Origin of the sequence: Sphaerochaeta sp. PS, assembly GCF_032144095.1 — a bacterium.
Classification (GTDB): domain Bacteria; phylum Spirochaetota; class Spirochaetia; order Sphaerochaetales; family Sphaerochaetaceae; genus Sphaerochaeta.
In genome coordinates, this window is the sequence record NZ_JAVSNJ010000007.1 from 69,772 (window position 1) to 85,155 (window position 15,384).

Sequence of the window (15,384 nt, forward strand, 5' to 3'; positions counted from 1 at the left end):
AAATTCCGGGAAGAGAGGTTTGTTTTCGTCCTCTCTCCCCGTTTCCTATGCTATATCGTGTGAATCGATCTGCAGCAAAGGGTTGCGCCCACTTCTGATGGAGGACCGCTTCAGGGTTGAGAAGAGCTGACGGACATTACCGGGCCAAGAATAGAGCTGAAGCAGTTTCATGTCCTGCTCAGATATCTGCTTTCCTGGAAAGTGCTGTTTGAGGAAGTGACGGGATAACAAAGGAATATCCTCGGCATGTTCCCTCAGCGGAGGAAGCCTGATCGTGGTGTCTGAGATTCGGTAGTAGAAATCCTTTCGCATCCTATGCTCTTTGATGAGCATTTTCAGATTCTTGTTCGAGGCACTTACCAACTTGAACCTGGAACTCTTTACCTGCGTATCCCCTATCTGGCGATAGTTGCCATTTTCCAGGAGGCGCAGCATGTTTGCCTGCGATTCCAGGGAGAGGTTCTCCACTTCATCAAGAAAGAGCGTCGAATCATTGGCGTCATGGACGAGGCCTGGAAGGTCGCTCTTTCCATCGGTAAAGGCTCCCTTGACATGCCCGAAGAAGATGGAGTCGCCAAGCTGTCCCTGCAGTAGGGAACAGTTGACAGGAACCATTTTCCTGGAGGGGTTGCCTATCCTATGGATGATGGATGCAGCTATCTCCTTTCCTGTGCCAGTCTCTCCAAAAAGATGAATGGAACACTCCTGCTTGGCATAGAGGGCCAGCGCCTCCCTGACCTCCTGCATACAGTTGCTCTCTCCTATGAGGCTCTCCGTACAGTAGCTTGCATGCTCGCTTACGCTCTCTGTTGCACCCAACCGGGAAAAGAGCATCTGATAGTCAAGGCTCTCCTTGTGGACGAATTCAACAGGAAATGGGAGGGATGGGAGTTTGAAAGGTATGTGTCCGCGGTCTAGGAACAGGAGGACACTCCCCTGCAACCGGAGTTCCTGTAATTCAGAGAGCAGCTTGCCCTGTGAGCTCGAGCCAAGCTTTTCATCTGCAATGACCCAGAGGGTATCTTCATGCCCTTGTTTTGCAAGTGCTGCAAGCAATTTCTCGACCATACTGTATTCATGTAAGTATTCACGCGAAAAGTAGTTTCTGAAGCGTCCCTTGAAACGCCAATCAGACGAGACGATGTGCAGAGACATGAAAAAGCACCTCCTTCAACGGGCCACATTGTTCTGGTTAGTTTCCAATGCTAAAAGTGTAGGTTCTCTTGTTTTGGTCCGCTACTCTAAGAATAAGAGGTGTACCGGTTTATTTCTCTGTTTCTGTCATAAGTGTCTGGACCACAGCGAGGGCGTAGGTGGCTGCAGTTTCCGCGCGGAGGATGTTGGTGTTCAGCAAAGCGGGAAGAAAGCCAGCCTCCTCGAGGAAAAGGCACTCCTCATCGGAGAGCCCACCCTCAGAGCCGATAAGGATACCCACCGGTGTGCCGGAGGGTATGGTGGCAACCAACTTCGGAAGGCTCTGGCTCAGCCCTCTCTCACTCTGGTGAAAGAAGATGAACGGGCCCTTGTTCTGCCAATGCTGAGGAAGCTCCTCGATGGAGAGGATCTGGTCGTCCAGACGGGTTGGGATGGGTGATCCGCTTTGCTGGATTGCTTCCTTGACCTGGCCTTCCAGGCGATCTGAGGCGCTCTCCTTCTTGTTTGAGAAGTCCCTGACACAGAACTTGCTCTGCACGAGCGTGATCTGCTCAACCCCGATCTCGGTGGCTTGCCTGACGATCAGCTCATTCTTCTTCCCCTTACAGAGGCACTGATAGAGAAAGAGGCGGGGGTAGGGCCCCCCGTACGAAGGAAGGGAGTCTATGGAAACCACAGCCTCGCCCTCCTCGGTAGCAGTGGCTGAGAGTGTACAGCTGTTTTTCTCTATCCTTTCCAGTCTGAGGTTCCAGGTCTTGCCTTTGCGGTCCCGGCCAAGTATCTGGTCTCCCACCTTCAGGCGCAGTACCTTTACCAGGTACTGGTTCTCCTTACCGGTTAGGGTGAGGTTCTTCTCCCCATGGAAGGATCCATCCAGCAGGTACTGTCTCATTTGCCTGTACGGATGAACTCAACAGCGCGCTTGAGCTGATTGTCAAAGACAAGGTCCCCTACCGGCCTGTCATCATAGGGCATCCTTCCAAGGTACTCGTTTCTCATCAGGATATTCAGGATATCCCTGTTGATGCCTTCCTGGGTATATTGCTCTGAAAAGAGGAGGATGTTCTCGGTGGTAGCCTCTGGGTGGTTGTCGGCAAAAACCGAAAGGGCCTTGTCTGTCATCAGCTTTTCGTAGGCGGGAATCTCGGATTCCTCAAGCTTGATATCCTCAATCTTGATATCCGGTTCAATGCCCTTCTTGTGGATGTTCTCCCCTGTTGGGGTATAGTAGTGGGCAGTGGTTACCTGCGCATACCCTTCGCCAAACTTGAAGACATCCTGCACTATTCCCTTGCCGAAGGTTTTTGTCCCTATGAGGGTGGCCCTGCCATTGTCCTTCAGTGCGGCTGCAAGGATCTCTGAGGAAGAGGCCGAACCCCCGTTGGTAAGCAGGACTATGGGCAGGTCCTTGGGAACTACAGTGGAGCCTGTGGAGATGTAGCGCTGGTCGCGGTTTGAACCTTTCTTCCCTTGGATGGTCACCAGGGTCTTTCCTGCAGGCAGGAAGATGTTCGCAACCTGCATGGCCCCATCGACTGCGCCACCGGAGTTGTTGCGTTCATCGATGATCAGGCCCTTGATGCCTTCTTTTACCAGTTTCTTGACACTATCGAGCATCTGTTCGCCGGTTTGGGGGGTGAATTCGGAAAGTACTATGTAGCCGATATCCCCATCGATCACATTGCCTTCGACCGTCGGTGTGCTGATTTTCTCCCTCATCAGGCTAAGGTCAAAGGAGGTGCCATTCCTGAACACGGTGATGGTGACCTGGGTGTTTGGCTCACCTCTGAGAAGCATGCTCGCCTCATAGCTGGAGAGGTCATCGACCTTCTCAGCGTTGATGTGGCTTATGAGGTCTCCTGCCAGAAGCCCTGCACGTTGGGCAGGAGAGCCTGGGAAGGGGGAAATGATCGTGACCATGTAGGAGGAAGGATCGGAAAGGTCTTTTTTCTCCGGAGAGGGCTTGTTCAGGTATGTCCCGATCCCCCCATATATCCCAGTATTGCCTTCCATATAGGAGGTCGCTTCAGAAGGGGGTACGTAGAATGAGTATTGGTCGTCAAGGGATGCTATGAGTGCGCTGGCAAGGTTGTTGAAGACCTTCTCCTTGTCGACCTCATCGATGTAGATGCTGTCAACGTAGCGGTAGAGCCGACCCAGGGCCTCCATATCGGTGGATATGGTATCGACCTTCTTGGGCGCGACAAGGGAACTGTTGGTAGGGGTCGCGATTAATTCCTCTAGGGATCCTGAGGAGAAAAGAGGAATAACGATAAGCAATAGTATCAGCGAAAGGCTAAGCCTTGTCGAATAATTTCTTTTCATAGGAGAAATATACAAAATATTGTAATTTTAGGCTACTCTTTACAGTATTGACCTCTACACTATTGCACATTACACTCACGCTATGACTCAATTCTTCCTGTTTCCCGGTTGGATTTCTCCTGAAATCATCCCCGGCTTACCCCTCAGATGGTATGGTTTTATGTATGTGGTAGCCTTTGCCATCACCTATGCCCTGATACGGGTGCAAGCAAGGAAGCAGGAGATAACGCTCGACCAGGACCAGACCCTTAACCTGGTACTGGCCTGTATCATCGGCCTTGTGGTGGGCGCCCGCCTCTTCTCCGTGCTCTTCTATGACGGGTCCTTCTACTACTGGACCCACCCTTGGATGATCTTCTGGCCTTTCAGGGGGAGGCAGTTCATCGGCCTTCCCGGGATGAGCTACCATGGAGGGTTGGTTGGCGCGGCTATCGGTGCCTACCTCTTCAGCAGGAAGAACGAGATGCCGTTTCTCGAACTTGCCGACACTGTCTGCTACTCGGCCCCCTTGGGCTATACCTTCGGGCGGCTAGGAAACTTCATCAACGGCGAGTTGTTTGGCCGTGTCTCCACAAGACCCTGGGCACTGGTGTTTCCCGATGCCCCCCATTTTTCCACCAACTACGCCTGGGTACGCAGCATAGCTGATAGCTTGGACATCCCCTATACAACTGGGGCTCTGCTCAATCTTCCCCGTCACCCCTCACAGCTCTATGAAGCCCTCTTCGAAGGGGTTGTGTTGTTCTTGCTCATGTGGTTTGTCATCCGTCCGAGAAGGGAGAAGCAACCCCATGGGTTTGCCCTCTCCCTCTACCTCATGCTCTATGGGCTCATCAGGTTTGTCATTGAGTATTTCAGGGCCCCTGATGAGAACTTGGGCTATATGCTTCCGTGGGGAAAGGAGAGCGACAACATCGCCCTTTTCCAGTCATTCTTCAATATCTCGATGGGACAACTGTTCTGTCTTTCCATGATTCTTGCCGGCCTGGCCCTCTTTCTGGTGGTAAGAAAAACAAACAAGAGGGCTTAGGAGTAGAAACATGCCATCAATCGATCAGAGAGTTGCCGCCCTTCGTGCTGTCCTTGCCCGTGAAAACCTGGACGCCTGGTATATCAACGGGACCGATCCTCACCAGAGTGAGTATGTCTCGGAGCGTTGGAAGAGCAGGCAGTGGATCTCCGGCTTCACCGGAAGTGCCGGCACTGTCATTGTCACGAAAGATGAGGCCCTGCTATGGGCAGATTCACGCTACTTTATCCAAGCTGCCCAGCAGATCGAGGGTAGTTGCTTTTCCCTCATGAAACTCGATACACCCCAGGTCCCCGACCCCCAGAGCTGGCTGGCAACCCAGCTTGCAAAAGGATCGAGGGTGGGTATCGACGCCTCAACCCTTACCGTAACTGCCCGGGAGGAGATGGAAGCGGCCTTTGCAACCCCGGCCATTGAGCTTGTGATTTCTCCTGACTATCTGGATGAGATCTGGCCCGACCGGCCAAGCATTCCAGCGACCACTGTCGTTGAGGTCCCCAATGAAATTGCTGGATTCAGCCGAATCCAGAAACTGACCATGGTACGCCTGGCAATGGTGAGGAAGGGGTGTACCTATACCCTCATCTCCTCCCTGGACGATATCGCCTGGATCACCAACCTCCGTTCCTCCGATGTTTCGGTCCACTCCCCGGTCTTCCTCTCCTTTCTTCTCATAGGGACAGAGAAGGCCTGGCTTTTCACCGATCCCAAGCGGTTCTCCAAACAGATTGCAGAGGATATGGCACAGGAGTATGAGATACTCGATTATGCGATAGCCAAAGATATCATTGCAGATCTCATCACCGAACACGATGCCATCTATTTTGACCCCAAGAAGACCAACCTCACCCTCTTTGATGCCATCAAGGTGGCGAAACAGGTAAAGGGAAGGGATTTTACCACCGACCTGAAGGCCTGCAAGAATGAGACCGAGCTTGAGGGGATGCGCCGTTCGCACCTGCTTGATGGGGTTGCCCTGGTGAACTTCCTCGCCCGCCTCGATACTGAGCACGGCTGCTATGACGAGATCGAGGTCTCTACCTTGCTGCAACAGCAGAGAGAGAGAAACAAGGAGTGCATTGGATCCTCCTTCTCTCCCATCTCCGGTTGGGCTGAACATGGGGCGATGTGCCACTACAGCGCCACGAAGGAGAGCTCCTCCCGCATTGAAGGCGATGGATTGCTGGTCCTCGATACCGGTGGCATGTACCGGTTCGGCCTGACCGACATAACCCGAACCATCTTGTTTGGCAAGGCTACTGATGAGCAGAGGCAGGACTATACCTTGGTGCTCAAGGGCAATCTTGCCCTCGCCTCGGCCCGCTTCCCTGAAGGGACCTGTGGCTACCAGCTCGATATCCTTGCCAGGCAGTTCCTCTGGCAGAATGGGATGACCTACTTCCATGGCACCGGCCATGGCCTGGGTTTCCGCCTGAATGTGCATGAGGGACCTGCTGTCATCAATACCCGCGCTGTGGATGTCCCCCTGAAGAAAGGGATGATCCTCAGTGATGAGCCAGGCCTCTACAAGGAAGGTCGGCATGGGATCCGCATTGAGAACATAGTTGCGGTTCGCGAGGACATCAAGACTGAATTTGGGCAGTTTTTGGGTTTCGAGGTATTGACCATCTGCCCGTTTGAACGCAAGTTGATAGAGAAGGCCCTTCTTGGCGAAGCTGAGATTTCCATGGTGAATAATTACCATCGGTGGGTCTATGAGGAACTGAAGGATCTGGTTGATGATGAGGCGAAAGCCTATCTGAGACAGGCTACCCTTCCTCTCTGAACGAATATAAGGAGTTACTGTCATGGTAGAAGCGCTGAAGAAGAATTCTGGAATTGAGCGAAAAGGACCTGTCGTCCTCTTGATCATGGATGGCGTAGGGTTCGGCAAATATGCCGAGGGTGATGGTGTTGCCGCTGCAATGACCGGGACGCTCAACAAGCTGTACAAGAACAATCCCTGGACCAAGCTGAAGGCCCATGGCCTTGCAGTTGGCCTTCCTTCCGACGACGATATGGGAAACAGTGAGGTTGGCCATAATGCCATGGGCTGTGGTCGGGTATTCTCCCAGGGTGCCAAGCTGGTGATAAACTCGATCGAGTCAAAGGCGATGTTTGAGGGCCCTACCTGGAAGAAGCTCATCAGGAACGCCAAGGAGCACAAGAGCACCCTCCATTTCATCGGGTTGCTCAGCGATGGGAACGTCCACTCCCATGTCAAGAACCTGCAGGATATGATCCTCCAGGCCAAGGCTGACGGTGTTTCCAAGGTCCGCATCCATGCCCTGCTCGATGGCCGTGATGTCGGAGAGCTCAGTGCCCTGGAGTATTTTGACCCGTTTGAGGCTTTCCTTGCCTCCCTCAACGATGCAACCTTTGATGCAAGGATCGCCAGCGGTGGCGGACGCATGGTCATTACCATGGACCGCTACAACGCCAACTGGGATATGGTGCGCAAGGGTTGGCAGACCCATGTCCTTGGGGAGGGGCGGACCTTCGAGTCGGCTCACCAGGCCATCGAGACCTTACGGGTCGAAAGCAAGTCCATCGACCAGGACCTCCCTCCTTTTGTCATTGCCAAGGATGGCAAGCCAGTCGGTACCATCGAAGATGGCGATAGTGTCATCCTCTTCAACTTCCGTGGAGACCGTGCCCTTGAGATCACCAAGGCCTTTGAGGCTGAGGAGCTCCTTGAGTTCGACCGCAAACGCGTTCCCAAGGTTGAATATGCAGGCATGATGGAGTATGACGGGGACCTGCACGCCCCCAGGCAGTACCTGGTCCAGCCTCCTGCCATCGACAAGACCATGGCAGAGTATCTCTGTGCCTCGAAGGTGAGGCAGTTCTCCATCAGCGAAACCCAGAAGTTCGGGCACGTCACCTACTTCTTCAACGGAAACAAGAGTGGCAAGTTCGATGCCAAGCTTGAAGAGTATGTGGAGATTCCCTCCGACATCCTCCCCTTTGAGCAGAGGCCCTGGATGAAGTGTGCCGAGATAGCTGACAGGGTCATCAAGGAAGTGGAAGGTGGCAAGTGGGATTTCATCAAGCTGAACTTCCCCAACGGCGATATGGTCGGGCATACCGGAAATTTCCAGGCTGTCATCTGCTCGATGGAGGCCATGGACCTGCAGATCGGAAGGATCTACAAGGCTGTCATGGAAGCCGGAGGGGTTCTGGTGATCACAGCCGACCATGGCAATGCTGACGACATGTTCGAACACGCCAAGGATGGCAGGGTAAAATACAAGGCCAATGGGGAGCCGGAGTCAAAGACTTCCCACTCCCTCAACCCTGTACCCTGCATCATCTGTGACGGTTCGTACAACGGAGAGTATTCCAGGGAGCTGAATACAGGCCTTGGGATCAGCAGTATTGCAGCTACCTGCATCAACCTCTTGGGTTACTCAACGCCCGAAGGGTATGATGAGAGCATCATCAGGCTTGTGTAAATCAGCTAGCCAAGGATAGCCTCTGAATATATCTGACAAACCGTAGCAGGGAGCCCAAAAGGCTCTCTGCTACATTTGTGCTCACCCCATCGATTTTCTTGTGGTATACTTGGGCTGAGGTAGTGTCATGATAGCAAGAATGAAGTTCGGAAGGACAGGACATGAGAGCAGTCGAGTACTCTTTGGCGCTGCAGCCTTAGGGAAGGTGACACAGAAGGAAGCGGACGAAACCTTGGAACTTTTGCTCAGATATGGGGTAAACCATATTGATACAGCACACAGCTATGGGCAGGCCGAGCTGAGGATAGGTCCCTGGATGAAGAATTTCCGCTCCTCATTTTTCCTTGCAACCAAAACCGACAAGAGGACTAAGCAGGAAGCCCTGGATGAGCTGCAGCAATCCCTGGACAACATGAAGACCGACCATATCGACCTGTGGCAGTTCCATCTGCTTGTCGACGAGCACCAGTGGGAGGTCGCCATGGGGGAAGGGGGTGTCCTGGAAGCAGCCCTGGAGGCTAAGCGCCAGGGGCTGGTCAGGTTCCTCGGTGTTACAGGCCATGGCCTGGGAGCCCCAAGGACCCATTACCGGAGCCTCATGCGATATGATTTTGATTCTGTCCTCTTTCCCTTCAACTTCCCGATGATGCAGGTCCCTCAATATAGCGCTGACGTAAACCAGCTCATGGCTCTCTGCAAGCAGCGGTCAGTTGCAGTGCAGACCATAAAGGCCCTTGCAAGGAAGGAGGTTGGTGATTCCATCAATCCCTTTGCCACCTGGTATGAACCTCTTACTGACCATCAGTCCATCGCCATGGCAGTAGGTTGGGTGCTGAAGAATCCTGAGGTATTCCTCAACAGCACAGGGGATATCTCCCTGTTGCCGACTCTGCTTGAGAAGGCAGAGCAACCAATGCTTTTTCCCTCCGACAAGGAGATGGAAGCCTTTGTAAAACAGGAAGGGATGAAGCCGCTTTTTTCCTAGGCCCAGATGTGATAGGTCCTGGTCACCAGGATGAGCAGGGTTGCCCCAGCTACATACAGGGCAAGCCCGATTGCATTGTAGAGGGGGTTCTGGCTGATGGTAACCGTAGCATTTCCTACGATCATAAGCATGAAGGAGAGGCAACGGACCACAGTCTGCCTGCTGCCGTTCTCCTCATAGATTGCGATGATGAAGGTGATGACTGCCAGGGCACTGACCATGATGGTCACTCCCAGGAACAGGGTATTGGTAATGCTCGCTTCCTTGAGGAAGGAAGAGGAGTTTGCTGATATCGGCACCAACATGGAGAGCAGCAGGGAGATGGCTGAGCCGATGAAGGAGTACTGCCCTAGGCGTACCGGGTTCATGGTCTGTTGGAACAGGCCTGAAGCCAAAAAGAGGAATGTCGAGAAAAGAAAGGAAAAGTGGTAGATGATACCGGTCCAGTAGGGGCTGAGTATCATGATGTGCGAAAGGTGCTGGTAGAGCGGAAGCACCTTGACATTCCCTAGACAGATCATCAGGAAAAGCAGGGGAAGAAAGCGGGCTTCAGCCCCGATGTTTGCACGGTAGAATACACAAAGCAACAGGGCAGCTATAAGGGTTATCCAGAGATGGACCAATGAGGGTACGAGATGGGAAAGCACACCGGATTGCACCTGTTGCTCATTTGCCAGTAGCAGTGCATGGACAAGGAACCCTGTAAGAAAGAAGGTTATGATGGCCTGGATGCCCAGAAATACAAAACGTCCGTTTTTTCCCATAGCTGTTTAGAGCATGTCCCTGTAGGAGCTCTCATGTTTCACACCCATGATCTGGCAGGTGTAGGCAGTACCAAAGGCGGCAATATACGAGTCAATGAGGCTTCCAAAGCCGTTGAGGATCGGCATGAGGGCGATGAGGGTCATCTCAGCACCATAGAGGTCGATTTTCAAGAACTTGAGGGCGATGATCGTGATGAAGAATACCTCGAAGCCCAGATAGAGGGCACTTGCATAGGAGAACAGGGCGCTGGCGAGCGCAACCAGGATGATGACCTTGTCGGAGGGCATACTTCCAAGCGCTGCATAGAGCAAGCTGGTGATGCTCAGCGTAGCGATCATAGCAGAACCACCTCGGCCGATGAGGGTGTAGAGGGGAACCGCAGTTGCGCTGACGCGTTTCTGGCATCCAAGGTTGTGCCTGACATGGGAGATGGTCATCGGGCTGCTGAAGAAGATGCTTCCTGAAAAGAGGGCCGCTATCGCCGGGGCGATCATCCGGTAGAGTATCTTGTAGGGGTTGACCTTGAACCTAGTAAGAAGGCTGAACAACAGGGGCAGCAGGATAAGCAACACAGCTAAGGTGGAGAGGATAAGCATCACAAGGAAGAACCCTGCCACAAAGATCGTCCCCTCATTCTGCAGGCGGGTGAACCAGTAGGAAGAGGTAAAGAAAACCATGAAGTGACCGATCCTGCTGTAGGCATGTGCGATGCGGAACATGGTTTCGCTCAGGGAGTTCATTGTCACGTATGCTGGCCTGATGACCTCTACGTTTGGCTTGAGGAAGAAACCGAACAGCAGGGCTATGACTATGACAGGAAGCAGAAAGCTCTCTGCAGAGGCAAGCGAATAGAAGGGGTTTACCGGAAGCATCGAACTGAAGAGGGTCGAAAGCGATTGGGGGGCAACAGCCCCTATGATCGAGGATTCCGATCCTGCGCTGCTGCTAGCGGGAAATACATTGGGGAAGAAGCGAAATACCACAGCGCCGCCTGCAACCAAAAGGAGTGTCGAGAGGATACTCCAAAGGGTAGTTGTCCAGGTGAAGGTCCCTCCCAAGGAATCCTTTCGCAAGGAGGCTATGCCGGAGGAGAACCCAAAGAATACGATTGGGATCAAGATAAATCCACCCAGCTGTATGAACAGGGCTGTGGCGGTATACATAATTTGCTGGTAGAGTCCAGAATCTCCAAAAAGGAGCGTTCCAGCCAACCCGAAAGCTGTTGCTGCGAGATAGGTTATCCACGTCTTCATAGTTTCCAAGAGTATCTTATCGGTAGCGTCAAGTCAATCAAACATCTTCGCCTTGTCCCAAGAGAAGGCTCAACTTATACCCCGATTCTGTCTCCGCCCTGGTCAGTGCCGTCACATACTCAACGGTGCTTGTACACCCCCCAATGACTTGGAAGGAGAGGGCAGACAGATAGATGATTTCTTGGATTGCCTCCTTTTTGTACCAGGTGACACCCTGGTATTCATTGCAGTTTGCATAGGTCATCATGGCCTTGTCCCCAAGCAGTGTGGCAAGGATCTTCTGGGGTTTTGCGCCGAAGTCTGGGACCATGTTCGCAGAAGCTGCCAGGATGGCTGAGCTATGGCATGCTTTCCTTGCACTTTCCCCACTGAATCCTACATCCTCCAGTTCCTTGCAGAAGAAGCGTGGAAGCAAGAGCTTGTCACTGGCTACCATAGCATCCTCAATAGTGGTATCCGGATGGATGAACGGCTTGAGAAACAGCGTAGCAGCAATGATGGAAGGCAACTCATCCATGATGGCTGCCCCATGGGCAAAGTAGGGTTCGGGCGAATCCTTCTTGAAGATGGCGGTCCAGCGCTGGATCTCTGCAAGCATCTCAGAGGGGCTTATCTCCCTGGGTTTGGAAGGAAGGGCGTTCTCTGCAGCCGGATGGAGCAGTTCCACCACTGCGCTAAGGTGGGTATAGGCCTCTGCAAGGGTGAGGATCATCTTGCGTTCGGTCTTGGCAGTAGCCTCTCCCTTGAGCATTGTCTCCAGAAGTTTCCTGAACTGGTCGCCATGCAGGTTCTCCATAGCCTTGAATACGGGTTTCAGGCGAAGGGCAAGGATCTCCTGCTCCAGGTTTTCGATTCCCTGCTCCCCGATGTCGTTGTAGAGCATCTCATAGGTACCGTCGACATCCTCGACCTCCCTGATGTTGAGCAGGACCTTTGACTCAAAACCGTTGAGGTGGAAATGCCCACCCTCATCGAATACCTTCAGGGAGGGGACCATATAGGTAAGCTTATCGGGGAATCCCTCGTAGAGCACATACCTTCTGCCCCCGACAGTGAGGCCCAAGGCCTCTGCAAGGGAGACTGTCTCGGTACGCTTGTCGTTTCCCTGCTTCTCCAGCTTGGCAGAGGAGTTCTTCAACCAACCCTGTACGCTTTCATACTGGTTGTTGTAGAGGACCATGGCTTTTTCCTGCTCGTTTCCATTGATGTAGCAGAAGGCTGACTCGTGGACATGGCCATCCTCCACAAGGTCAAAGATCTGGAAGTAGTCGACACCACTGAAGAGGTATCGCTTCTTCAGCAAGGGGAAGATTCTCCGGTAGTGTTCGCTTATCATCCACTGGTTGGGCTTTTCGTCCCAGTATGCCTTGCTGTACTCCATGCCATACTTCTCTTTGTACCCTTCGATCTGCCCATGGCCGAACATGGGAAGGCCTGGCATGGTTGCCAGGAGTGTACAGACACCAAAGTACTTGTCCCCTTCGCCGAACTGCTCTACTGCAGTATCCTCGTCAGGGTTGTTCATGAAGTTGACGAACCTCTTGAGAATCTCGGGCTCGAAGCTGATGGTGGTCTTGATGGTCTCCCGGTACTTCTGGTTCTCCTGGTTCTTGAGCATGTTCATGAATGCGCTGTTGTAGACGCGGTGCATGCCTAGCGTCCGTACAAAGTAGCCTTCCATCATCCAGAATGCCTCTGCAAGCAGCAGGGTATCGGGAAGCTCCACGCTGAGCCGGTCAACCACCTCCCTCCAGAACTCCTGGGGGATGAGGTTGTGGAAGGTGGCATCATCGAGGGCGCTGCCTGCCCTGCCTGCAATGTCCCCGCCTAGGCCAGGCTTGGGGTACCAGAGGCGCTGGATATGTTTCTTCGCCAGGGTCATTGCGGCGTCGAATCGGATGATGGGGAAGTTCTTTGCCACGTGCTTGATCTGCTGGAAGACAGCCTCCCGGGTCAATGGATTGAGGAAATCGAGCTGGGCAGTGTCGTTCCAGGGCATCGAAGTGCCATCGTTTCCATGGAAGATGTAGGAGGTCTCTCCTGTACGGAAGTCCTTCCTCCTGAAGGTTACGGCCGCATCGGTGCGGTCATAGTAGTGGTCCTCCAGCTTGATTTCGATATCCGGGTTCTCCGAGAGATTCGGTCCATGGTAGGTATAGGAGGGGAAGGGAGGGTAGCTTTGTTGGATGAAGTATTCGCTGTGGTTGAATATCCAATCCCCGTCGATGCCTGTATGGTTGGGAACCATGTCACTTGCAAGGCGGATCCTGCGGTCGGCACACTTCTGTCGAAGGTTCTCAAGCGCTTCCCACCCTCCGATGGAGGTTGCTATCTCATAGTTTTTCAGCGAGTAGGCTGAGGCCTCAGCCTCAGGATTCCCACAGAGGTTCTTGATCGTCTTCGAAGCGCTGCTCCGCTCCCAAAGGCCTATGAGCCAAAGGGCAGTGAAGCCTCGTTCGTGCAGGTTGTCCAACTCCTGGTTGGGTATCTGGTCGAGTGTTGTGATGGCATGGCCGTACTCCTTGGAGAGCTGGTCCAGCCAGACGAGGGTGGACTTGGCGATCATCACGACATTGGGCATCCAGTTGCGGTCAGCGGAGAAGGCCTCGTACTCCGTATTGAAGGCGCTGTAGTCAGGCACAAAGGTTGGGGCTCCTGAACCCCCTCCCTGGCCGGTCGGAGCTGAGAAATGGGGCTTCTCCTCCTCCTTGACATAGTCGATGGCATGGAGGAGCAACTCCTTGAGCTCTGGAGGCAACAGGTCACCCCACGTTTCCATGATGTAGGCGATCTGGTCGAGTATGGAATCTGGATAGAGCTTTGAGGGCCTGGTGAGGAAGGTGAAGATATCCTCTTCGCTGTTGGGCATGAGTGCCGTACCCTGGGTATAGCCTCCCAACAGTGCCGTAAGGGCCTGGGCTCCCTTGGGGAAAGAGAGTCCTTCAGGAGCTATGAAAGGTTTTGCCGCCTTGAGGAGGGCTGGGTTGTCCAACATAACCTGATGGACGAAATAGCCTCTGAGGGACTCATCGTAGAAGAGTTCGAGAGGCAGCTGCTGCTCCAGCAACAGTGGAGAAGGAAACTCCTTGATGAAGAATGCCAGTACATCAGATCCCGCGTGGTTCTTGGCCATCAGGGAGGTGAGGCGGCTGAAGAAATCCGGCTCAGTATCATTGAGATACCGGCTGAGTACCGTCTGGTAGAGCAGGTGCAACACTGCTGTAGCATGGAGTTTCCCTGCCGAAACAAAGCCGCTGCCATCTTTTTCCTTTACCTTGGTATTGTATAGGTGTGCTATTTCATTTGCTTGTCTGTAGAGGGTTCCCACCGTATTTGTAGAGGGAAACAACGCCGAAAAAAAATCCATTTCAGTCCTTGTACGGATTGAAATGCGAAGGTCACGTGTAATCAATTCACGCCTCCAAGAGTGTGGTTGTTGTCATCGGTCCGGAAGTCTCCAAGACAGGGAAAGTATACCATGCAATGCCTTTGTTGTAACCCCCTTGTGGAGGGAGCAGGAGTGTTAGACTAATGTATCTGTTGCTGGAAGTGCCGATACATCCACTGAAAGTAGGTGTTCCGCCTTGTCAAAGAGTATCGGAAGCAAAGGAGCCTCTTCCTTGGAAAATGGGAGCAGCACGTAGGAGGCCACACTTCCCTTGGCCGGTCTGCCGATGCCGAAGCGTAGGCGGTAGAAGCCATCCTCTCCCAGATGGCTCTTGATGGACTTCAGCCCGTTATGTCCCTGTAGCCCTCCACCTTTCTGAAAACGTACCGTACCGAAGGGCAGTTCCAGATCATCATGGACTACGAGGATCTCCTCCGCCTTGAAATTGAAGAAGTCCGTACAGGCCCTAACTGCCTTGCCGCTCTCGTTCATATAGGTCTGCGGCTTGAGCAATCGCACGGTCCCTACCTTTGCATGGAGGGAGTGGAACTTCTCAGCCCATTGGACGGAGGGATAGAGTTTGTCGCACAAAAGCCAGCCGACATTGTGTCGACTCTTTTCATAGAGCTTGCCTGGGTTGCCGAGGAAGATGAGAAGTTTTACCATAGCCCTATCATACGATGAATAGAAGGGAGAGAAAAGATGTATATACTTGTCTGTTATGTACCACACAGCCATTTGGAACAGGTCAAGCAGGCTCTCTTCTCCGCAGGGGCAGGGGTGATGGGTGGCTATGACCAGTGCTGTTGGGAAACCGAAGGCCTTGGCCAGTTTCGGCCATTGCAGGGCAGCGATCCTTTCCTTGGGAAGAGAGGTGAGCTTGCACAAGTGAGGGAGTGGCGGATAGAATTGGTTGTCAATGAAGAAGATGCCCCTCTTGTGGTCCAGGCCCTGAAAGATGCCCATCCCTACGAGGTGCCAGCCTTCCACCTAATTCCCGTCCGTACCCTGTGAAGGGTTGAGGAGTT

General features: G+C 53.1%; 12 protein-coding genes. 5 read left to right on the top strand and 7 right to left on the bottom strand.

What is annotated here, in order from left to right:
- Window positions 1–45: 45 nt before the first annotated feature.
- The 3 genes from ROJ03_RS08075 to ROJ03_RS08085 all read right to left on the bottom strand — a co-directional run bounded on the left by ROJ03_RS08075 (window position 46) and on the right by ROJ03_RS08085 (window position 3,480).
- The gene (locus ROJ03_RS08075) at window positions 46–1,155 is read right to left on the bottom strand and encodes a sigma 54-interacting transcriptional regulator (protein ID WP_313726509.1); all 1,110 of its coding nucleotides are present in this window, start codon (window positions 1,153–1,155) and stop codon (window positions 46–48) included.
- Window positions 1,156–1,264: 109 nt separating this feature from the next.
- Window positions 1,265–2,047: an RsmE family RNA methyltransferase gene (locus ROJ03_RS08080; protein ID WP_313726510.1), complete on the bottom strand. Its 783-nt coding sequence runs from the start codon at window positions 2,045–2,047 to the stop codon at window positions 1,265–1,267.
- Window positions 2,044–3,480 carry a S41 family peptidase gene (locus ROJ03_RS08085; RefSeq protein ID WP_313726511.1) on the bottom strand — a complete coding sequence of 479 codons (1,437 nt, stop codon included), beginning with the start codon at window positions 3,478–3,480 and terminating at the stop codon, window positions 2,044–2,046. Before ROJ03_RS08085 ends, ROJ03_RS08080 begins: the two co-directional genes overlap by 4 nt.
- A gap of 82 nt (window positions 3,481–3,562) precedes the next feature.
- On the opposite strand from ROJ03_RS08085, the gene lgt reads away from it, so the two are divergent.
- From lgt to ROJ03_RS08105, 4 genes are all read left to right on the top strand, one after another.
- A complete protein-coding gene (gene lgt, locus ROJ03_RS08090; protein ID WP_313726512.1) occupies window positions 3,563–4,510 on the top strand; it encodes a prolipoprotein diacylglyceryl transferase in 948 nt (315 codons plus the stop codon).
- A 10-nt stretch (window positions 4,511–4,520) separates the two neighbouring features.
- Window positions 4,521–6,296 carry an aminopeptidase P family protein gene (locus ROJ03_RS08095; protein ID WP_313726513.1) on the top strand — a complete coding sequence of 592 codons (1,776 nt, stop codon included), beginning with the start codon at window positions 4,521–4,523 and terminating at the stop codon, window positions 6,294–6,296.
- Window positions 6,297–6,318: 22 nt separating this feature from the next.
- Window positions 6,319–7,965, top strand: coding sequence for a 2,3-bisphosphoglycerate-independent phosphoglycerate mutase (gpmI, locus tag ROJ03_RS08100; protein ID WP_313726514.1), 1,647 nt, complete (start codon window positions 6,319–6,321; stop codon window positions 7,963–7,965).
- Between the two features lie 127 nt (window positions 7,966–8,092).
- Complete coding sequence (locus ROJ03_RS08105) at window positions 8,093–8,950, top strand: aldo/keto reductase (protein WP_313726515.1); 858 nt, start codon at window positions 8,093–8,095, stop codon at window positions 8,948–8,950.
- On the opposite strand, the gene ROJ03_RS08110 is transcribed toward ROJ03_RS08105, so the two are convergent.
- From ROJ03_RS08110 to pth, 4 genes are all read right to left on the bottom strand, one after another.
- Complete coding sequence (locus ROJ03_RS08110) at window positions 8,947–9,714, bottom strand: hypothetical protein (RefSeq protein ID WP_313726516.1); 768 nt, start codon at window positions 9,712–9,714, stop codon at window positions 8,947–8,949. The genes ROJ03_RS08105 and ROJ03_RS08110 overlap by 4 nt on opposite strands.
- A 6-nt stretch (window positions 9,715–9,720) precedes the next feature.
- On the bottom strand, window positions 9,721–10,968 hold the full coding sequence (locus ROJ03_RS08115) for a cation:dicarboxylate symporter family transporter (protein ID WP_313726517.1): 1,248 nt from the start codon (window positions 10,966–10,968) through the stop codon (window positions 9,721–9,723).
- Between the two features lie 37 nt (window positions 10,969–11,005).
- Entirely contained in the window at window positions 11,006–14,380 is a 3,375-nt protein-coding gene (locus ROJ03_RS08120) for an alpha-amylase family glycosyl hydrolase (RefSeq protein WP_313726518.1), read from the bottom strand.
- 111 nt (window positions 14,381–14,491) lie between these two features.
- The gene (pth, locus tag ROJ03_RS08125) at window positions 14,492–15,022 is read right to left on the bottom strand and encodes an aminoacyl-tRNA hydrolase (protein ID WP_313726519.1); all 531 of its coding nucleotides are present in this window, start codon (window positions 15,020–15,022) and stop codon (window positions 14,492–14,494) included.
- A 36-nt stretch (window positions 15,023–15,058) separates the two neighbouring features.
- Here pth and ROJ03_RS08130 point away from each other — a divergent pair, with 36 nt between their 5' ends.
- The gene (locus ROJ03_RS08130) at window positions 15,059–15,370 is read left to right on the top strand and encodes an NGG1p interacting factor NIF3 (RefSeq protein WP_313726520.1); all 312 of its coding nucleotides are present in this window, start codon (window positions 15,059–15,061) and stop codon (window positions 15,368–15,370) included.
- Window positions 15,371–15,384: the final 14 nt, after the last annotated feature.